This is a genomic window from Pseudomonas sp. TH06 (genome assembly GCF_016651305.1).
In the GTDB taxonomy this organism is placed as follows: Bacteria; Pseudomonadota; Gammaproteobacteria; order Pseudomonadales; family Pseudomonadaceae; genus Aquipseudomonas.
In genome coordinates, this window is the sequence record NZ_JAEKEC010000001.1 from 102,206 (window position 1) to 122,993 (window position 20,788).

The 20,788-nt window shown below is 57.2% G+C and carries 17 protein-coding genes; 5 read left to right on the forward strand and 12 right to left on the reverse strand.

What is annotated here, in order from left to right:
• Positions 1-60: 60 nt before the first annotated feature.
• The 11 genes from lpxD to rpsB all read right to left on the reverse strand — a co-directional run bounded on the left by lpxD (position 61) and on the right by rpsB (position 11,600).
• Positions 61-1,116 carry a UDP-3-O-(3-hydroxymyristoyl)glucosamine N-acyltransferase gene (lpxD, locus tag JFT86_RS00605; RefSeq protein ID WP_201235012.1) on the reverse strand — a complete coding sequence of 352 codons (1,056 nt, stop codon included), beginning with the start codon at positions 1,114-1,116 and terminating at the stop codon, positions 61-63.
• Between the two features lie 3 nt (positions 1,117-1,119).
• A complete protein-coding gene (locus JFT86_RS00610) occupies positions 1,120-1,623 on the reverse strand; it encodes an OmpH family outer membrane protein (protein ID WP_201235013.1) in 504 nt (167 codons plus the stop codon).
• A 45-nt stretch (positions 1,624-1,668) separates the two neighbouring features.
• The gene (gene bamA / locus JFT86_RS00615; protein WP_201235014.1) at positions 1,669-4,044 is read right to left on the reverse strand and encodes an outer membrane protein assembly factor BamA; all 2,376 of its coding nucleotides are present in this window, start codon (positions 4,042-4,044) and stop codon (positions 1,669-1,671) included.
• A gap of 74 nt (positions 4,045-4,118) precedes the next feature.
• The gene (gene rseP, locus JFT86_RS00620) at positions 4,119-5,471 is read right to left on the reverse strand and encodes a sigma E protease regulator RseP (RefSeq protein WP_201235015.1); all 1,353 of its coding nucleotides are present in this window, start codon (positions 5,469-5,471) and stop codon (positions 4,119-4,121) included.
• A 54-nt stretch (positions 5,472-5,525) separates the two neighbouring features.
• Positions 5,526-6,716: a 1-deoxy-D-xylulose-5-phosphate reductoisomerase gene (gene ispC, locus JFT86_RS00625; protein WP_201235016.1), complete on the reverse strand. Its 1,191-nt coding sequence runs from the start codon at positions 6,714-6,716 to the stop codon at positions 5,526-5,528.
• Positions 6,713-7,519 carry a phosphatidate cytidylyltransferase gene (locus JFT86_RS00630; RefSeq protein ID WP_201235017.1) on the reverse strand — a complete coding sequence of 269 codons (807 nt, stop codon included), beginning with the start codon at positions 7,517-7,519 and terminating at the stop codon, positions 6,713-6,715. The genes ispC and JFT86_RS00630 overlap by 4 nt, the downstream gene beginning before the upstream one ends.
• Positions 7,519-8,274 (reverse strand): polyprenyl diphosphate synthase, encoded by a 756-nt coding sequence (uppS, locus tag JFT86_RS00635; protein ID WP_064120741.1) that lies wholly within the window; start codon positions 8,272-8,274, stop codon positions 7,519-7,521. Before uppS ends, JFT86_RS00630 begins: the two co-directional genes overlap by 1 nt.
• A 14-nt stretch (positions 8,275-8,288) precedes the next feature.
• Entirely contained in the window at positions 8,289-8,846 is a 558-nt protein-coding gene (frr, locus tag JFT86_RS00640) for a ribosome recycling factor (protein WP_095189365.1), read from the reverse strand.
• Positions 8,843-9,586 carry a UMP kinase gene (gene pyrH, locus JFT86_RS00645; RefSeq protein ID WP_003222124.1) on the reverse strand — a complete coding sequence of 248 codons (744 nt, stop codon included), beginning with the start codon at positions 9,584-9,586 and terminating at the stop codon, positions 8,843-8,845. Before pyrH ends, frr begins: the two co-directional genes overlap by 4 nt.
• A 209-nt stretch (positions 9,587-9,795) precedes the next feature.
• Positions 9,796-10,659, reverse strand: coding sequence for a translation elongation factor Ts (tsf, locus tag JFT86_RS00650; protein ID WP_201235018.1), 864 nt, complete (start codon positions 10,657-10,659; stop codon positions 9,796-9,798).
• Positions 10,660-10,862: 203 nt separating this feature from the next.
• Positions 10,863-11,600: a 30S ribosomal protein S2 gene (rpsB, locus tag JFT86_RS00655; protein WP_103303035.1), complete on the reverse strand. Its 738-nt coding sequence runs from the start codon at positions 11,598-11,600 to the stop codon at positions 10,863-10,865.
• A 373-nt stretch (positions 11,601-11,973) separates the two neighbouring features.
• On the opposite strand from rpsB, the gene map reads away from it, so the two are divergent.
• The 5 genes from map to JFT86_RS00680 all read left to right on the forward strand — a co-directional run bounded on the left by map (position 11,974) and on the right by JFT86_RS00680 (position 18,904).
• Entirely contained in the window at positions 11,974-12,756 is a 783-nt protein-coding gene (gene map / locus JFT86_RS00660) for a type I methionyl aminopeptidase (protein WP_201235019.1), read from the forward strand.
• A 41-nt stretch (positions 12,757-12,797) separates the two neighbouring features.
• Positions 12,798-15,500: a [protein-PII] uridylyltransferase gene (locus JFT86_RS00665; RefSeq protein WP_201235020.1), complete on the forward strand. Its 2,703-nt coding sequence runs from the start codon at positions 12,798-12,800 to the stop codon at positions 15,498-15,500.
• A 223-nt stretch (positions 15,501-15,723) separates the two neighbouring features.
• On the forward strand, positions 15,724-16,926 hold the full coding sequence (gene dapC, locus JFT86_RS00670; RefSeq protein WP_201235021.1) for a succinyldiaminopimelate transaminase: 1,203 nt from the start codon (positions 15,724-15,726) through the stop codon (positions 16,924-16,926).
• Positions 16,927-17,174: 248 nt separating this feature from the next.
• Positions 17,175-17,885: a M12 family metallopeptidase gene (locus JFT86_RS00675; protein ID WP_201234253.1), complete on the forward strand. Its 711-nt coding sequence runs from the start codon at positions 17,175-17,177 to the stop codon at positions 17,883-17,885.
• Positions 17,886-18,184: 299 nt separating this feature from the next.
• The gene (locus JFT86_RS00680) at positions 18,185-18,904 is read left to right on the forward strand and encodes a M12 family metallopeptidase (RefSeq protein WP_242489466.1); all 720 of its coding nucleotides are present in this window, start codon (positions 18,185-18,187) and stop codon (positions 18,902-18,904) included.
• Here the strand turns inward: JFT86_RS00680 and JFT86_RS00685 are convergent.
• Positions 18,897-20,528 (reverse strand): Na+/H+ antiporter, encoded by a 1,632-nt coding sequence (locus JFT86_RS00685; RefSeq protein ID WP_201235022.1) that lies wholly within the window; start codon positions 20,526-20,528, stop codon positions 18,897-18,899. The genes JFT86_RS00680 and JFT86_RS00685 overlap by 8 nt on opposite strands.
• Positions 20,529-20,788 lie beyond the last annotated feature (260 nt).

Consider the following 20,788-nt stretch of genomic DNA (forward strand, 5'->3'; position numbering starts at 1 on the left):
CTCCTCTAGCAAATCAAGGAGGCAGTCTAGCGGCTGTGCACACTTGATATGGAAATGGTATCAGCCATCTGATGAAGCATTGCCGTCAGGGGTCACTTCCCCTACGCGCTTTTCCAGCTGTTTCAAACGCCGCGCGATGTCATCGAGCTGACGGATGCGTGCCGCGCTTTTGCGCCATTCGGCCGCCGGTTGCATGGCTGTGCCGGAAGAATAGGCACCCGGCTCGGTAATCGAGTGGGTCACCATGGTCATCCCGGTCAGGAAAACGTTGTCGCAAATATCAATGTGGCCGACCAGACCGACACCACCGGCGAGCATGCAGTGCTTGCCGATTTTGGTGCTGCCGGAAATCCCCACGCACGCTGCCATCGCGGTGTGATCACCGACCTGGACGTTGTGGGCAATCTGAATCTGGTTATCGAGCTTCACGCCATTGCCGATCACGGTATCGGCCAAAGCACCGCGGTCGATGGCAGTATTCACGCCGATCTCGACATCGTCGCCAATGGTCACGCCACCGATCTGGGCGATTTTCTGCCAGATACCTTTCTCATTGGCGAAGCCGAAGCCTTCACCACCGAGCACGGCACCGGACTGAATCACCACACGCTTGCCGATGCGCACATCGTGATACAGCGTCACCCGTGGAGCGAGCCAGCCGCCCTCACCGATTTCACTACGCGCACCGATCACGCAATGCGCGCCCAACGTCACTTGCGCACCAATCCGCGCACCGGTCTCGATCACCACAAAAGGCCCGACGCTGGCGCTCGGATCAACCACCGCATCTGCTGCAATCACCGCTGAGGGATGGATACCCGCAGTGGCTTTTGGCTTGGGATCGAACAAGTGAGAGATACGGGCGTAAGCCAGATAAGGGTCCGGCACGACCAGTGCATTACCGGCAAAACCTTCGGCATCCGCTTCCTTGAGCAGCAACGCTGCTGCCTGCGAACCCGCCAGGTATTTGCGATATTGAGGATTTGCCAGAAAGCTCAACTGAGCTGGGCCAGCCTCTTGCAAAGTGGCTAGCCCAGTAATTTGCTTCTCCGGGTCGCCACGCAGGGTGGCGCCGAGGAACTCGGCCAGCTGGCCGAGCTTGATAGTCACGGTCATGGGTTACTTCAGCTGATTCATGCGCTCGATAACCTGGCGCGTGATGTCGTACTGAGGTTTGACATCAATCACTGCACCACGCTCGAACACCAGGTCAAAACCACCTTTCTTGATGACTTCTTCCACTGCGCTATCCAGTTTCGGCTTCAGTTGCTTGAGCATTTCGCGGTCGGCAACGGCTTTGGCTTCGTTCAGCTCCTTGGACTGGAACTGGAAGTCACGGGCCTTTTGCTTGAATTCCAGCTCCAGACGCTCACGCTCGCCTTGCTGCATCTTGTCGCCACCGGCCATCAGACGGTCCTGAATACCCTTGGCACTGCTTTCCAGGGTCTTCAGTTTGGTCAGTTGAGGACCGAACTTTTTCTCGGCATCCACGGCGTACTTCTTCGCCGAATCGGATTCCAGCAGCGCCATCTGATAGTTCAAGACAGCGATTTTCATGTCGGCAAATGCCGGGCCTGCCACCAGTACGGAGGCCAGGAGAACCAATTGAGTCAACTTACGCACGATGCACTCCTACAAAATCCATTGTCGTTATCTTGGGTCAGACGCTTAGAACGTCTGGCCGAGGGAGAATTGGAACACTTGAGTTTCAGCGTCATCCGGTTTCTTGATCGGCATGGCCAACGCGAAGCTCAGAGGACCCAGTGCGGTGACCCAGGTCACGCCAACACCGACGGAACTGGCCATGTTGCTCAGGCTGATGTCGTTGCACTTGGTGCTGGACTTCGAGCCGTCGGCGTTAACAGTATCTTTGCACTGCGAGTCAAACACGTTACCCACATCCCAGAATACCGAAGTACGCAGGGAACGCTGATCCTTGACGAATGGCAGCGGGAACAGGACTTCGACACCACCCTGAATCAGGACGTTACCACCGAACGGCAGCGGATCCTGATCCGGGTCTGCCAGCGTGCCCGGGTTAGTACCCTTGCTCGGGGTACTGCGCGGACCCAGCGTGCTGTCCTTGAAACCACGAACCGAGTTGAAACCACCAGCATAGTAGTTTTCATAGAACGGCAAGCCGTCGGTCGAACCGTAACCGTCGCCATAACCCAGTTCGGTGTGCAGACGCAGGGTGTAGTTCTCGCTGATCGGCTGGAAAAGCTGACCACGGTAATCGAGTTTGTAGAACGACAGGTCGCTACCTGGAATGGTGGTTTCCAGGGTCAGGCTCTGCGAACGACCACGGGTTGGCAATACGCCTTTGTTCAAAGTGGACTCGGACCAGCCGGCCGATGCCTTGAAGTTCAGGTATTGGTCGCCTTCCTGCTTAACGAAGTCGAAAATCTCGTCAACGGTGTAAGTACCGGTCTTGATCTTGTCTTGCTGCGCGGACAGACCGAAGGTCAGACGCGAAGTCTCGCTGATCGGGTAGCCCACGTTCACGCCGGCACCCAGGCTGTCTACCGCATAGCTTGCTACGTCGACGTCGAGGTCTTTGTAGTCAGTGGTGCGATAAAACGCGTTGTAACCCAGGCTCACGCCATCGGCGGTCCAGTACGGGTCAACGTAGCCGAAGTTGTAGCGGCTCTGGTATTCGCTTCGGGTCAGACCGACGCTGACGCGGTTACCGGTACCCAGGAAGTTGTTCTGGGTGATAGAACCACCGAGGATCAGACCGGCGCTCTGAGCAAAACCAACGCTGGCAGTGATCGAGCCGGAAGCCTGCTCTTCAACGCTGTAATTCACGTCAACCTGGTCATCGACACCCGGAACAGCCGGGGTTTCGACGTTGACTTCCTTGAAGAAGCCCAGACGTTCAAGACGGGTCTTGGACTGGTCGATCAGGTAGGTCGAAGCCCAGCCACCTTCCATCTGACGCATTTCACGACGCAGCACTTCGTCTTCGGACTTGGTGTTGCCACGGAAGTTGATGCGGTTGACGTAGGCACGCTTGCCCGGATCGACAGCAAACAGGATGTCCACGGTGTGGTCATCATCGTGCGGCTGAGGTACGCCGTTGACGTTGGCGAAGGTGTAACCCTCGTTACCCAGGCGGCGGGTGATCAGTTCGGAGGTGGTGGTCATGAGCTTGCGCGAGAACACCTGGCCTTTCTGCACCAGCAACAAGGACTTGACCTGATCTTCAGGAACTTTCAGATCACCGCTGAGTTTGACGTCGCGAACGGTGTACTTCTCGCCCTCGGTCACGTTGACGGTGATGTAGACGTGCTTCTTGTCCGGGGTGATGGACACCTGAGTCGAAGCGATGTCCATGTTGATATAGCCGCGGTCCAGGTAGTAGGAACGCAGACGCTCCAGGTCACCGGAGAGTTTTTCACGGGCATATTTGTCATCGTTCTTGAAGAACGACAGCCAGTTGGTGGTTTTCAGCTCGAACAGATCGGTCAGGTCATCCTCAGGGAAAACCGTGTTGCCCACCACGTTGATGTGCTGAATGGCAGCAACGGTGCCTTCGTTGATCTTCACTTTCAGACCGACGCGGTTACGTGGCTGCGATACCACTTCGGTATCGACGGTCGCCGAGTAACGGCCCTGTGCAACGTACTGACGTTGCAGTTCGTTACGCACACCTTCAAGGGTGGCGCGCTGGAAGATCTCGCCTTCGGCCAGACCGGATTGCTTGAGACCTTTCATCAGGTCTTCAGTGGAGATCGCCTTGTTACCTTCGATCTCGATACTGGCGACGGATGGGCGCTCGACAACCGTGATTACCAGAACGTTGCCTTCGCGGCCCAGCTGGATATCTTGAAAGAAACCGGTTTTGAACAACGCACGAGTGGATTCCACCAGGCGACGATCATCCGCCTGCTCGCCGACGTTCAACGGCAAGGCACCAAAGACACTACCCGCGGAGACCCGCTGGAGGCCATTGACGCGAATATCAGAGATAGTGAAGGACTCGGCGTGAACTTCGGCGATCATCAATACGGTGAGAACCGCAGTTAGCAGCAGACGTTTCATGAAGTCCTTTCTTATTCCAACTGGCAATAAACAAACTGCCGCAAAATGCGGCAGATTCGCAATTCAGCGAAGCGTTACAGTCGACCCAGATCGTTGACCAGAGCAAGCAACATCACCCCGACCACCAAACTGATACCGATCTGTATCCCCCAACCTTGCACCCGATCCGACAAGGGACGACCACGCGCCCACTCGATCAGATAAAACAACAAATGCCCCCCATCCAGTACAGGAATGGGCAGCAAATTCAGAACCCCCAGGCTAATACTCAGATAAGCAAGGAAATTCAGGAAATCAGCAACGCCCGACTGGGCAGAAGCGCCCGCCACTTTAGCAATGGTTATCGGTCCACTCAAGTTTTTTACCGAGAGCTCGCCGAAGAGCATTTTCTTCAGTGAATCGAGCGTCAGAATGCTCATGGTCCAAGTGCGACGGGCACCCTCGCCAATTGCGGCCAACGGCCCGTAACTGACCTCGCGAATCATCTCCGGCGGCCAGTCGATCGCTTTCACGCCGGCCCCCAGATAACCGCTTGGCGACTTGCTTTCACCGCGAGCGGCCAAGGTCACCGGGACGTCGATTTGAGCACCATCACGTTCGACGCGCAGCATGATTTTGGTATCAGGACGCGTACGAACCGTATCAACCACTTGCTGCCAGTCATTGAGTGCCTGGCCATCAAGCGCCAACAGACGATCACCGGTTTTCAGGCCAGCAGCCTGAGCCGGGCCTTTCGGATCCAGCTCGGCAAGCACCGGCGGCAAGGCCGGACGCCATGGACGAATACCCAGAGAACGGATCGGATCCGGCTCATCAGCACCTTTGAGCCAGTGATCCAGCATCAGTTCGCGCGGCGAATCTGCGGTAGAACCCTGCTCGCGGACCAGCAATTGCAACGAGCCGCTTTCACCGAGTCGGCGAACCAGCTGCAGATTGACGGCTGCCCAGCCAGTGGTCGGCTCGCCATCGATCGCGACAATCTCCTGACCTGCGCTCAAACCAGCCTTGGCCGCAAGACTACCGGACTCAACCGCCCCGATCACTGGACGTACCTGCTCGCTACCGAGCATGGCCAGTACCCAGAAAAACACCAAAGCCAAAAGGAAGTTGGCAATAGGGCCGGCTGCGACAATGGCGATACGCTGGCGAACGGACTTGCGATTGAACGACTGATCAAGCTGATCGACCGGCACTTCACCTTCACGCTCATCGAGCATCTTGACGTAACCACCCAACGGGATGGCAGCGACGACGAACTCAGTGCCTTGCTTGTCGTGCCAGCGCAGCAACGGCATACCGAAGCCTACGGAAAAGCGCAGAACCTTGACGCCGCAACGACGCGCGACCCAGAAATGGCCGAATTCGTGAAAGGTGACCAACACACCCAAAGCGATCAGGGTGCCGGCAATCATATAGAGCGCGCTCATCTACTTTCTCCGCAATCCCGTTCAGTGCCGCGTGAAGCCATTGTGTTTCCAGATCTATCGGCCGTGACGCTTCAACCATTGTTCTGCCAGGACTCGCGCCCTGGCGTCTGCCGTGAAAACCGCATCGAGATCGCCCAAGGCAACAACCGGCTCAAGGCTCAAGACCTCCTCGATGATACTCGCGATTTCCAGGTAACGAACCCGTCCGTCGAGAAACGCTGCCACCGCTACTTCATTGGCCGCATTGAGCATTGCCGGTGCGCTGTCGCCCGCCTCGGCAGCCTGCCGCGCCAGACGCAGACATGGGAAGCGCTCTTCATCCGGCGCTTCGAAGTCCAGACGCGCGACCGCAAACAGGTCCAGCGGCGCCACGCCGGAATCAATTCGCTCCGGCCAGGCCAGCGCATTGGCAATCGGCGTGCGCATGTCGGGATTGCCCAACTGCGCCAACACCGAACCATCGACATAATCGACCAGCGAGTGAATCACGCTCTGCGGATGAATCACCACCTCGACTTGCGACGGTTTGGCATCAAACAACCAGCAGGCCTCGATCAGTTCGAGACCTTTATTCATCATGCTCGCCGAATCCACGGAAATCTTGCGCCCCATGGACCAGTTCGGGTGCGCACATGCCTGATCAGGTGAAACATGCGCCAACTCACTCATGGGTGTCTGTCGGAACGGTCCGCCAGAGGCTGTGAGTAAAATCCGACGAACACCGACCTTGCTCAATCCACGAGCGAAATCCTGCGGCATGCACTGGAAAATCGCGTTGTGCTCGCTGTCGATCGGCAGCAGCACCGAACCACTCTTGCGTACAGCCTGCATGAACAAGGCGCCGGACATCACCAGCGCCTCTTTATTGGCCAGCAGGATCTTCTTGCCCGCCTCGACGGCAGCCAGCGTCGGGCGCAGGCCCGCAGCACCGACGATCGCCGCCATGACCGCATCGACTTCCGGCGCAGAGGCGACCTGACACAGGCCCTCCTCCCCCACCAGCACGCGAGTCGGCAAACCGGCTGCACGCAAATCGTCCTGCAAACCGCGAGCGGCGGCGACTTCCGGTACCACGGCAAACTGCGGCACATGACGTACGCACAAGGCCAGCAGCTCAGCCAGACGAGTGAAACCACTCAAGGCAAAAACCTGATAACGCTCAGGGTGACGAGCAATCACATCCAGAGTGCTCAGACCGATCGAGCCGGTAGCCCCCAGAACGGTAATCTGTTGCGGGCGGCTCACGGCGCAGCCATCCACAGCAATACAGCGAAGACTGGAATGGCAGCCGTCAGGCTGTCGATGCGATCAAGCACACCACCATGGCCCGGCAGCAGATTGCTGCTGTCCTTGATGCCGGACTGACGCTTGAACATGCTTTCGGTGAGGTCACCGACGACCGAGATAAATACGATCAGTGCAGCGCCGATCAAGCCTTTGAGCAACTCTGCCACCGTCCAGTCGCGCACCAGCCCGACAATGGCGGTAATCACCAGGCTCAACGCCAGACCACCGTATACGCCTTCCCAGCTTTTACCCGGACTGACCTGAGGCGCCAACTTGCGCTTGCCGAATGCACGACCGGAGAAATAGGCGCCGATATCTGCGCCCCAGACCAGCACCATTACCGCCATGATCAGCCAGTTACCCAACGGGTATTGCTTGATCTGCACCAGACCTTGCCAGGCCGGCAGCAGAATCAACAGGCCGATCACCAGCTTGGTGGCCGCACTGGACCAATGCTCGCTGGAGCGTGGGTACGTCAACACCAGAAACGTTGCTACTGCCCACCACAACACCGAAGCACCCAGCACCCAAGGCGCAAGACCAGGCAGCACGTACATGACGAACAACATCAATGCGACGACAGCGGCAAAGCCGACGCGGAACGATTGCGCGGTAAAGCGCGCCAGACGCGCCCATTCCCAGGCGCCGAGGCTTACGACCAGACCGATGAACAGCGCAAAAGCCGAACCTTCGAGCAGGAAAAACCCGCACAAGGCAATCGGCAGCAGGATCAGCGCAGTGATGATTCGTTGTTTAAGCATTAAACCCGGGCTCCAGCTTCGATCTGCTCGCTCGTTTTACCGAAACGACGCTGACGCGAAGCGAAATCGGCCAGCGCATTGCGCATGGCATCGTGTTTGAAGTCCGGCCAGAACAGGTCGGAGAAATACAACTCGGCGTAAGCCAGTTGCCACAGCAGGAAGTTGCTGATGCGGTGCTCGCCACCCGTGCGAATGCACAGGTCCGGCAACGGCAGATCGCCGGTCGCCAGACAGGTTTGCAGCAGATCAGGGGTAATGTCTTCCGGGCGCAGATGCCCGGCCTGGACTTCGCGGGCCAGGCGCTGCGCGGCTTGCGCGATATCCCACTGACCACCGTAATTGGCGGCAATCTGCAGGATGAAGCGATTGGCACCTGCGGTCATGGCCTCGGCTTCGCGCATCGCGGCTTGAAGCTCCGGATGAAAGCGCGAACGATCGCCGATGATGCGCAGGCTGATGTTGTTGTCATTGAGACGCTTGGCTTCACGACGCAAGGCTTTGAAGAACAGATCCATCAAGGCACTGACTTCATCGGCCGGGCGCTGCCAGTTCTCACTGGAAAAGGCGAACAGGGTCAACACTTCAACCTTGGCCTCAGCGCACACCTCAATGACAGCCCGCACAGCATCCACGCCCGCTTTATGCCCGGCGACACCCGGCATAAAGCGTTTTTTCGCCCAGCGATTGTTGCCATCCATGATGATCGCGACATGGCGCGGCACCGCGGACGGCGCAGTCTGCTTGGTCTTGTCCATTTAAAACTCGAACCTTATACGGCCATCAGATCCGCTTCTTTTTGCTTGGTAGCCGCATCGATATCGGCCTCAGCCTTATCGGTAAGCTTCTGGATATCAGTGGCTGCGCGACGCTCTTCGTCTTCACTGATTTCCTTGTCCTTGACCAGTTTCTTCAGCTCGCCCAGCGCATCACGACGGATGTTGCGCACAGCTACACGAGCATCTTCTGCTGCGCTACGAGCCTGCTTGGTAAAGCCCTTACGGGTTTCCTCGGTCAAGGCTGGCATGGAGATCAGCAACAATTCGCCCAGGTTGGTCGGATTGAGGTTCAGGCCAGCGCTCTGGATTGCCTTGTCGACAGCCGCGAGCATATTGCGCTCGAACGCCACGACTTGCAGGGTGCGCGAGTCTTTTACCGTGATGTTGGCCACTTGGGTGATGGAGGTGTCTGCGCCGTAGTACGGCACCATCACGCTGCCCAGAATGCTTGGGTGGGCTTTACCGGTACGAATCTGACCAAATGCGTGGGCCAGGGATTCGAGGGATTTCTGCATGCGCTCTTGAGCGTCTTTCTTGATTTCGTTGATCATTGTTGACCTTCCTCGATCAGAGTGCCTTCAGCGCCGCCATGCACGATGTTCAGCAGGGCGCCGGGCTTGTTCATGTTGAATACGCGCAGCGGCATTTTGTGGTCGCGGCACAGGCAAATAGCCGTCAGGTCCATTACACCCAGCTTGCGATCCAGAACTTCATCATAAGTCAGATGATCGAACTTCTCGGCATGCGGGTCTTTGAACGGGTCTGCGGTGTAGACGCCATCGACCTTGGTCGCCTTCAGCACGACGTCGGCATCGATTTCGATTGCACGCAGGCAGGCTGCCGAATCCGTGGTAAAGAACGGATTGCCGGTACCGGCCGCGAAGATCACGACGTCCTTGGAGTTCAGGTGGCGCATGGCTTTTCGGCGATCATAATGATCGGTCACGCCAACCATGGAAATGGCCGACATGACGATGGCCGAGATATTCGCACGCTCCAAGGCGTCGCGCATGGCCAAGGCGTTCATCACAGTGGCCAGCATGCCCATGTGGTCGCCTGTAACCCGATCCATGCCGGCTTTGCTCAGCGCTTCACCGCGGAACAGGTTGCCACCGCCGATCACCAGACCGACCTGTACGCCGATACCGACCAGTTGGCCGACTTCCAGCGCCATCCGATCCAGCACCTTTGGATCGATCCCGAACTCTTCCGAGCCCATCAGGGCCTCGCCGCTAAGCTTGAGTAGAATGCGTTTATAGCGAGCCTGATAACCACTGCCCTGCTGAGCCATTGCGAATCTCTCCTGCGGCGTATTTAAAAATTCTTTGCGAGCTGTTTACAGCTGGCGTTCACTCTAGCTTGGCGCTGCTTCAGCGCCATCGGAACATGGCTTTGTAAGTCAGTTCCAAGTGGAAACCAATTAAAAATTGATAACCCCATCTGAAAAGAGGCTGCGCGCGTGAGCGGGCAGCCTCTTTCGGGCGACAGTTGAAAACCGTCTTATTGCTTGGCGGCAGCCAGCTGGGCAGCAACTTCTTCAGCGAAGTTGTCGACCGGCTTCTCGATGCCTTCGCCTACTTTGAAGTAAGTGAAGGAAACGATTTCAGCACCGGCTTTCTTGGCCAGTTCGCCAACCTTGATTTCAGGGTTCTTGACGAACGCCTGCTCAACCAGGCTCGCTTCAGCCAGGAACTTGTTGATACGGCCTTTGACCATGTTCTCAACAATGTTTTCCGGCTTGCCGGCGATCTTGTCAGCGTTCAGGCTCAGGAAAACGCCTTTCTCACGTTCGATCGCTTCAGCGGAAACTTCCGATGGCAGCAGGAACTCCGGGTTGGTCGCCGCTACGTGCATAGCGATGTCCTTGGCCAGCTCAACGTCGCCGCCTTTCAGAACAACTGCAACACCGATCTTGTTGCCGTGCAGGTAGCCACCAACAACATCACCTTCAACGCGAACCAGGCGACGGATGTTGACGTTTTCGCCAACCTTGCCGACCAGTACCAGGCGAGCAGCTTCTTGAGCTTCGATCAATGGAGCAACGTCTGTCAGCTTGTCGGCAAACGCTTTTTCGATGCTTTGAGCAACGAATGCCTTGAAGTCGTCCTGCAGAGCCAGGAAGTCGGTCTGCGAGTTCACTTCCAGCAGAACAGCAGATTTGCCGTCTTCTTTCAGAGCGATGGCGCCTTCAGCGGCAACGTTGCCAGCTTTTTTGGCAGCCTTGATTGCGCCCGAAGCACGCATGTCATCAATGGCTTTTTCGATGTCGCCGTCAGCCTTTTCCAGGGCTTTCTTGCAATCCATCATGCCTTCGCCGGTACGCTCGCGCAGTTCTTTAACCAACGCCGCAGTAATTGCTGCCATTTTCAAATTCCTCTTGGATAGGTTTTCAACCATTCCACCCGATCGAACGGGCGTTCAATTCTTCCCGAACCACCGTTGTAGCCGCTGCACATTACAGGTGCAGGGCGAGCGCTGCCACAAGTGGGCGCCGACAACGGTTTTCGAGGTGGCAAAAAGGGGGCCAAGCCCCCTTTTTGCTTACTGAGTCAACGCCAGGGCGTTAATTACTCAGCTGCAGCCTGAGTTTCTTCAGCTGCGAATTCTACAGTGCCGCCGCCAACATTGTTGCGACCACGGATAACTGCGTCAGCCATCGAACCCATGTACAGCTGGATAGCGCGGATTGCGTCATCGTTGCCCGGGATGATGTAGTCAACGCCTTCCGGGCTGCTGTTGGTATCGACAACGCCGATAACCGGGATGCCCAGCTTGTTGGCTTCGGTGATCGCGATGCGCTCGTGGTCAACGTCGATCACGAACAGTGCGTCTGGCAGACCGCCCATGTCCTTGATGCCGCCCAGGGAGCGATCCAGCTTCTCAAGATCACGGGAGCGCATCAGCGCTTCTTTCTTGGTCAGCTTGGCGAAAGTACCGTCTTCGGCTTGAACTTCAAGGTCACGCAGACGCTTGATGGAAGCACGAATGGTTTTGAAGTTGGTCAGCATGCCGCCCAACCAGCGGTGATCGACGTACGGCGAACCGCAACGTGCTGCTTCTTCAGCAACGATCTTGCCAGCGGAACGCTTGGTGCCGACGAACAGAATCTTGTTTTTGCCCTGGGCCAGGCGCTCTACGAAAGTCAGAGCTTCGTTGAACATTGGCAGGGTTTTTTCAAGGTTGATGATGTGAATCTTGTTACGCGCGCCGAAAATGTACTTACCCATTTTCGGATTCCAGTAACGGGTTTGGTGACCGAAGTGCACACCGGCCTTCAGCATATCGCGCATGTTGACTTGGGACATGATAGTTCCTTAATAAGTCGGGTTTGGCCTCCACGTATCCCAATGACCAACCAGTGGCATAAAGCCAAAAGCACCCAGGTCATCGTGTCGACACGTGTGTGGATTTAAGCCTTTCGGGGTATCCCCGGAAAGCGGCGCATTTTATATCACAGGGAAGGCAGAAACGGAACCCGAAATCTGCAATCGCACCAAGGACATGGGCTCAGCCCCCTTGGAATCGGCCCCGAGCGCACCATTGTATAGAGAGAAGCGATGCACGCAGGCGCGGATTTGCTCCTTCCGTCTGGTAGAATCGCGTTTTTCAGGGTCGCAAAACGAACACCTGCCACCCTATTCGTATCAGCAAGCGCCGCCGAGCGCAGAGAGAGCCTGTATGACCGTCAACCTCAAAACTCCCGAGGACATCGCTGGCATGCGTGTCGCCGGCAAACTGGCCGCCGATGTGCTGGAAATGATTGCCGAACACGTCAAACCGGGTGTTACCACCGATGAGCTGAACCAGATCTGCCACGACTACATCGTCGACGTGCAGCACGCCATCCCTGCCCCGCTCAACTACAAGGGCTACCCGAAGTCGATCTGCACCTCGATCAACCACGTGGTCTGCCACGGCATCCCGAATGACAAGCCACTGAAAAACGGCGACACCCTGAACATCGACGTCACCGTGATCAAGGACGGTTACCACGGCGATACGAGCCGCATGTTTCACGTCGGCACCGTGCCAGTCTGGGCCGAGCGTCTCTCGCAGATCACCCAGGAATGCATGTACAAGGCCATCGAAATCGTCAAACCCGGCTGCCGCCTGGGTGATATCGGTGAAGTCATCCAGAAGCACGCCGAAAAGAACGGCTTCTCGGTGGTTCGCGAGTTCTGCGGCCACGGCATCGGCAAGGTTTTCCACGAAGAGCCGCAAATCCTGCACTACGGCCGCGCCGGCACCGGCATGGAACTGAAGGCCGGCATGACCTTCACCATCGAGCCGATGATCAACCAGGGCAAGGCCGACACCAAAGTGTTGGGCGACGGCTGGACCGCGATCACCAAGGACCGCAAGCTTTCGGCGCAGTGGGAACACACCCTGCTGGTCACTGACACCGGCTACGAGATCTTCACCCTGCGCGCCGACGACACCATCCCGCGCACTTCGGCCTGACCCCAAGAACGCTCCCAGCCTTATAGAAGGAAAGCCAATCGATGCCGCAGGTGGATCCCGAACTCTTCGACCGTGGCCAGTTCCAGGCTGAACTGGCCCTGAAAGCGAGCCCTATCGCCGCGTTCAAGAAGGCGATCCGTCAGGCTCGCGAAGTGCTCGACGCACGTTTTCGCAACGGCCGTGATATCCGTCGGCTGATCGAGGACCGCGCCTGGTTCGTCGACAACATCCTGCAAAAGGCCTGGGAGCAGTTCAACTGGAGTGAAGACGCCGACATCGCACTGGTCGCGGTCGGTGGTTATGGTCGAGGTGAATTGCACCCCTATTCCGACATCGATCTGCTGATCCTGCTGGACAGCGCCGATCACGAAGTTTTCCGCGATTCCATCGAGCGCTTTCTCACCTTGCTGTGGGACATCGGCCTGGAAGTCGGTCAGAGCGTTCGCTCGGTCGATGAATGTGCCCAAGAGGCCCGCGCGGACCTGACGGTGGTCACCAACCTGATGGAAAGCCGCACCATTTGCGGCCCCGAGCGCCTGCGCCAACGCATGCTCGACGTCACCAGCACCGCACACATGTGGCCAGCCAAGGAGTTCTTTCTGGCCAAGCGTGCCGAACAGAAGTCGCGTCACCACAAATACAACGATACCGAATACAACCTGGAACCCAACGTCAAGGGCTCGCCCGGCGGACTGCGGGATATCCAGACGATTCTGTGGGTTGCCCGGCGTCAGTACGGCACCCTCAATCTGCGCGCTCTCGCTGGCGAAGGCTTTTTGGTCGAAAGCGAAAACGCCCTGCTCGCCTCTTCCCAGGAGTTTCTCTGGAAAGTGCGATATGCCTTGCACATGCTCGCGGGTCGCTCGGAAGACCGCTTATTGTTCGATCATCAGCGCACCATTGCCGGACTGCTGGGTTTTGAAGGGGATGACGCCAAACAGGCCGTCGAGAACTTCATGCAACAGTATTTCCGGGTGGTGATGAGCATCGCCCAGCTCAGCGACCTGATCATCCAGCATTTCGAGGAAGTCATCCTCGCGCCGGAAGATGAAGCGCCGCCGCAGCCGATCAACTCACGCTTCCAGTTGCACGATGGCTATATCGAGGCGCGCAACGACAACGTGTTCCGTCGCACGCCGTTCGCCATGCTCGAAATCTTCGTACTGATGGCTCAGCAGCCCGAAATCAAAGGCGTGCGCGCCGACACCATTCGCCTGCTGCGCGAAAACCGTCATCTGATCGATGACAATTTCCGCAACGACATCCGCAATACCAGCCTGTTTATCGAGCTGTTCAAGTGCAAGATCGGCATCCACCGCAACCTGCGCCGGATGAACCGTTACGGAATTCTCGGGCGTTATCTGCCGGAATTCGGCTTCATCGTCGGACAGATGCAGCACGACCTGTTCCACATCTATACAGTCGATGCGCACACGCTGAACCTGATCAAGCACCTGCGTAAGCTTCAGTACACTCAGGTCTCGGAAAAATTCCCGCTGGCCGCCAAGCTCATGGCCAAACTGCCAAAGCCCGAACTCATCTACATGGCGGGCCTGTATCACGACATTGGCAAAGGCCGGCATGGCGATCACTCGGAAATCGGCGCAGTCGATGCCGAAGCGTTCTGCCAGCGCCACCAATTACCGGTGTGGGACAGTCGCCTGATCGTCTGGCTGGTGCAAAACCACTTGGTGATGTCGACCACCGCGCAGCGCAAGGACTTGTCCGATCCGCAGGTGATTCATGACTTCGCCCAGGCCGTCGGCGACGAAACCCGCCTCGACTACCTGTACGTGCTGACCGTGGCCGACATCAACGCCACCAACCCGACACTGTGGAACTCATGGCGCGCCAGCCTGTTGCGCCAGCTCTACACCGAAACCAAGCGTGCCCTGCGCCGTGGTCTGGAAAACCCGGTGGATCGCGAAGAGCAGATTCGCCAGACCCAGAGCGCTGCGCTGGACATTCTGGTGCGCGGCGGCACCGATCCGGACGATGTCGAGCAATTGTGGGCGCAACTGGGCGATGACTATTTCCTGCGCCACACCGCCGGTGACGTGGCCTGGCACAGTGACGCGATCCTCCAGCAGCCGGCCGATGGCGGGCCGCTGGTGCTGATCAAGGAAACCACCCAGCGCGAGTTCGAGGGCGGCACGCAGATCTTCATTTACGCGCCGGATCAACACGACTTCTTCGCCGTAACCGTGGCCGCGATGGATCAGCTCAACCTGAACATTCACGACGCCCGGGTCATTACCTCGAGCAGCCAGTTCACCCTCGACACCTATATCGTGCTCGACAACGACGGTGAATCCATCGGCGACAACCCGGCACGGATCAAGCAGATCCGTGAGGGCCTGACCGAAGCCCTGCGCAATCCGGACGACTACCCAACGATCATTCAGCGCCGGGTACCGCGCCAGCTGAAGCACTTTGCCTTCGCACCGCAGGTGACGATCCATAACGATGCTCAGCGACCGGTGACGGTGCTGGAACTGACCGCACCGGATCGCCCGGGTTTGCTGGCGCGGATCGGCGGGATCTTCCTCGAGTTCGACCTGTCGCTGCAGAACGCCAAGATTGCGACATTGGGCGAACGGGTAGAGGACGTGTTCTTTATTACCGACGCCCACAACCAACCGCTGTCCGACCCCTTGCTGTGCAGCCGCTTGCAGGATGCGATCGTGGAACAGTTGAGCGTCAATCAGGAACCGGATATCAAGCTTTCGCGAATCAGTATTTGAATCACCCGTTTTATCCCTGTGAAAGCAGATTCCTGCATTTCCCCGGTACATAAAATCCCTGTGGCGAGGGGATTTATCCCCGATCGGCTGCGCAGCAGTCGTGAAACCTATGAATGCGGACCTTCAGTTAAACCGCAGTGAATGGTTTCAGGGCCGCTCCGGAGCCCATCGGGGATAAATCCACTCACCACAGAATCTCTCTTGCACACTAAAAGAGGCCCAAATGAACAACGCCCTGAACCAGCTCCAGCCCTACCCGTTCGAGAAGCTCCGCGCCCTGCTCGGCACCGTAACGCCAAACCCGGACAAGCGCCCGATCGCGCTGTCGATCGGTGAGCCGAAACACCGTTCGCCAAGCTTCGTCGCCGAGGCGTTGGCAAACAGTCTGGATCAGATGGCGGTGTACCCGACCACCTTGGGCATTCCAGCCTTGCGCGAAGCCATCGCTGGCTGGTGCGAACGTCGCTTTGGCGTACCAACCGGCTGGATCGATCCGGCGCGCAACGTGCTGCCGGTCAACGGCACCCGTGAAGCGTTGTTCGCGTTCACTCAGACCGTGGTCAACCGTGGCGACGACGCACTGGTAGTCAGCCCGAACCCGTTCTACCAGATCTACGAAGGTGCCGCGTTCCTCGCCGGGGCCAAGCCGCATTACCTGCCGTGCCTTGATGAAAACGGCTTCAACCCTGACTTTGATGCGGTTTCGCCAGAAATCTGGAAGCGCTGCCAGATCCTGTTCCTGTGCTCGCCGGGCAACCCGACCGGCGCGCTGATCCCGGTCGAGACCCTGAAAAAACTCATCGCCCTGGCCGACGAATACGACTTCGTGATCGCCGCTGACGAGTGCTACAGCGAACTGTACTTCGACGAGCAGACACCGCCGCCGGGCCTGCTCACAGCCTGCGTCGAACTGGGCCGCAAGGACTTCAAACGCTGCGTGGTGTTCCACAGCTTGTCCAAGCGCTCCAACCTGCCCGGCCTGCGCTCCGGCTTCGTCGCCGGCGACGCCGATATCCTCAAGGGTTTCCTGCTTTATCGCACCTATCACGGTTGTGCGATGCCGGTACAAACCCAACTGGCCAGCGTCGCCGCATGGAATGACGAAGTGCATGTACGCGCCAACCGTGCGTTGTATCGCGAGAAGTTCGACGCGGTACTGGAGATTCTCGGCCCGGTGATGGACGTACAACGGCCGGATGGCAGTTTCTACTTGTGGCCGAATGTGCAAGGCGATGATGCCGCGTTCTGTCGGGATCTGTTTGCCGAAGAACATGTGACTGCTGTGCCGGGCTCCTACTTGTCGCGTGACGTGGATGGCGTCAATCCGGGTGCGGGTCGAGTGCGGATGGCGTTGGTTGCACCACTGGCGGAATGTGTTGAAGCGGCGCAACGCATTCGAAACTTCATTATCCGACATCGCTCGTAAAACTTATATCCCGCACGGTGCAATGCCGTGCGGGAATACATAAACACGAACCGCGCTCACTCTTTAGCTTATTACTCCTGAAACCTCTCAAACTTAACCTTATTCAAAGTTGCAAACTGCAACACAAACAACCACCACAAACTTTCGCAAACCATTATCTTCCGCCCAGCACCTATTTTAATAACTCGCAAGTTATCGCCATGCGAGAAGTGCCTGACAAACAACAACCCAACATAACGGAAGATAAAATGGCCAAACTATTTAGTTGCGCAACCCTCATACCAACTGAGGATCAATCCACAGATTCGAATAATACTGGGAGTCACCGCGAAAAGCGCAGCATCGCCTACGACACGCATTTCTGGCCGCAACATTCAACTTTAAAAGTAGGCTTTTTTGTAGAAGATCAAGATTTTATCTACCTTCTGAAATCAACGATCAAAGCCTGGACCCCGTACATCAATCTGAAGATAGAGTTCATTGACGATGTAAAAAAAGCACACATCCGAATATCGGACAGCCCACTCCACAATCGGGGAAATTGGTGCATTGTGGGAATAGGCGCATTAAATATACCCAAAGACCAACCCACCATGCATTTCGAGGTAGAGCCAGACGATTCACTTGAGGACCTGGAGAGAACCATTTTGCATGAATTTGGTCACGCACTTGGTTTGGCACACGAACATCAGCACCCAGATGCCACCATTGACTGGAATTTGCCTTACGTCTACAAACACTACAAAGAACGACATGGTTGGGCGAAAGAGATCACCTACGAACAAGTATTGAAGAAAATGGACAGAAGCCAACAACACGCAGTACCTTACGACCAAGATTCGATTATGCATTACGACTTCCCAGGCTTCCTGGTCTGGAATAAAGAAAATATCTTGGGTGGCATGCTCCTTTCAAATAAAGACATAGAGTTCATCAAAAAAGTCTATCCACCAAAATAGACTCCACGCCCGCAAAGGCACTTCCGATCACGGTATTTATAGAATCATCAATAGCGCCCAGGCATTTAAGTAAGCGCCCGACATTAATTTGAAATACGTCTTTCCCGACGTCAAGGAAAACATTTGCAATAGTTTACCCCCCGCCCGCTGCGACACGCAGGGCGGGGGGGGGGTTGTTATCCGTATCAAGTTACAACTTCGACCAGCCAGAAAGTACAAAGCCTATTACCTTTACACTTCCAATACGCGACGCCTTACGGACCAAGGCGCAACGTTCATAATCAATAAGGATATTGACCATGCACACCCGTCATTTTGTAAGAATGCTGGAGCCCGGCATTCGCCAGGTACACGCCCGAGAAGACCTCACACCGGGAACGCGCCTCAGGCGCTCAGTCGCTTACTCGGACAGTCTCTGGGAAAACGCCAGTACGGTGACCTTCTCTTTCAAGGACGGCACGCCTGAAGATCTTCGTGTAAGGATCGAATTCTGCATTCGGCAATGGGAGCCCTACATCAGCCTCGCGCTCGAACTGGTAGATGACGGCGGCGGCCAGATCCGCATCGCAGTGGAAGGCAACGACAGTTACTCGGCCATTGGCACATGGGCCCTGCAAGAGGATCCGGACGAGCCCACCCTGGTAATAGGCAAGGCCACTGACGACCCTTTTTTCGAGCAAACACTGCTGCATGAATTCGGCCATGCGCTGGGATTTCATCATGCGCACCTTCATCCCGACGCCAACATCCCGTGGGACAAAGCCGCCGCCTATGATTTCTTCAAAAAGAACCATGGCTGGAACAAGGCTCAGGTTGATCACAACTTCTTCAACCTTGACCCCAGGCAGTCGGAATTCCTCGGCACCTACGATAGACACTCCATCATGCATTACCCGACGCCCGACTTTCTGACCCGCAAGAAATGGGATATCGGCAACAATATGGTCCTCAGCGAAGGGGACAAGCGCTTTGCCAGAAAGGCTTATCCCGCGCTCAACTACTGGGCACTGCCTACTTGACCTGTCCCAGATTTGCTTCGCTCAAGTCGAGGTCGGCCAACACTTCTCTGAGCACGTCATCACCGATCTGGTGATGACGGCTGAGGCTGTACAGTTCCAGGCGTTGCGCCCTCAGCGCCTTCAAACGTAAACGGCGCTCCAGCAGATCCATCTGGAACGCCAACGCCTGGGCTTCGGCGGAATCGTTGAAGACGTCGAGTTGATGGCGGTACTCGGACATGATCCGCGCCTTCAACTCTGCCGACAGCGCCGCTTGCGCCGCATCCTGCGGACCGACCTCTTCGGTCTCCAGCGCATGAATCGCTGCTTCGGCGGTCTTGCGCCAGGCCTCGCGGACTTCCTGGCGCCGCTTGTCATCCGGGCTCTTCTGAATGCCGCGCAGCAACAGCGGCAACGCGATGCACGCCGAAATCAGCGACAGCAGGATCACTCCGGCAGCGATGAAAATCAGCAGATCCCGTTCGGGGAACGCTTGCGCGCCCATCAACATCGGCACCGACATTACCCCCGCCAGCGTTACCGCGCCACGTACACCGCCGACGGTCAGCAGCCAGCAGGAACGGGCGGTCGGGACTTGCGTCAGATCGCCCTTGCCGCGCAACCGCCGCAACAGCACTGACAAACGCCAGATGCTTTGCACCCAGATAAATCGCAGCAGCACCAACGCGAGGAAAATCGCCAGCACATCCAGGCAGCGATACAGCAACGTCGGCCACAGCGTGGGTTCGTGGCTGACCACCGCTTTGATGATGTCCGGCAATTGCAGACCCAGCAGCAGAAAGATCAAACCGTTGAACGCAAACTCCAACAGCGACCAGACGCTACGGTTAAGCAGTCGCGTGCTGGTCTGGCGCGGCAACAGATCGAGCCAGCTCTGCATCATCCCTGCCGCGACGGCCGACAGGATGCCCGATACACCGAGACGCTCGGCCAGCACATACGCGGCAAACGGCAACAACAGCATGAACACCACGTGAGTTGCCGGATCATCCCAACCGCGGGCGATCATCCATGCCCGCAAACGCCCGACCAGCCAGCTCAGCGCAACGCCGACCGCCAAGCCTCCGAGTGCCACGACAACAAAGGTCAGGCTGGCGTTGGTCAGAGAGAAAACGCCAGTCACTGCGGCGGCCAGGGCGAACTTGAACGTCACCAGACCTGACGCATCGTTCATCAGCGCTTCGCCCTGCAACATATGCATCAACGGCGTGGGCAAACGGTTTTGCGAAATCGCCGAGACGGCCACGGCGTCGGTTGGCGACAGCACAGCGGCCAAGGCGAAAGCCACCGGCAGTGGAATCGTCGGCAGCAACCAGTGAATGAAGTACCCGGCGCCCACCACCGTAAACAGCACCAGACCGACCGCCAGCGTCAGAATCGGCCCGCGCAAATGCCAGAACTCACGTTTGGGCATGCGCCAACCGTCGGAAAACAGCAGCGGCGGCAGGAACAGAAACAGGAACAGTTCGGGATCCAGGGCGACATGCAGACCGAGCGTCGGCCAGGCCAGCAAGGCGCCGGCGGCGATCTGGACCAGCGGCAGCGGCAGCGGGATGACGCGTCCGACCAGACGGGAGACGCTGACCAGCATCAGCAGGATCAGGACGGTGTAGGCAGTTTGCATAAAGCGGAAATCTCAGACAATCGACAGCGTTGAACTGCCATATTAGCCGCTTAGGCTGTGCCTGACCGTTGCACCTATGTCGCAGCCCTGCAACAAATCCCCTTGTAGGAGTGAGCCTGCTCGCGATAACGGTTTAACGTTCAACAAAGTCAGTGGCAGGTAAATCGCCATCGCGAGCAGGCTGACTCCTACAGGGTTTTGCGGTGGGAAATCGACCTCAGGCGCCGCGAAACCGTTTGGTCATGGCATAATCCGACACC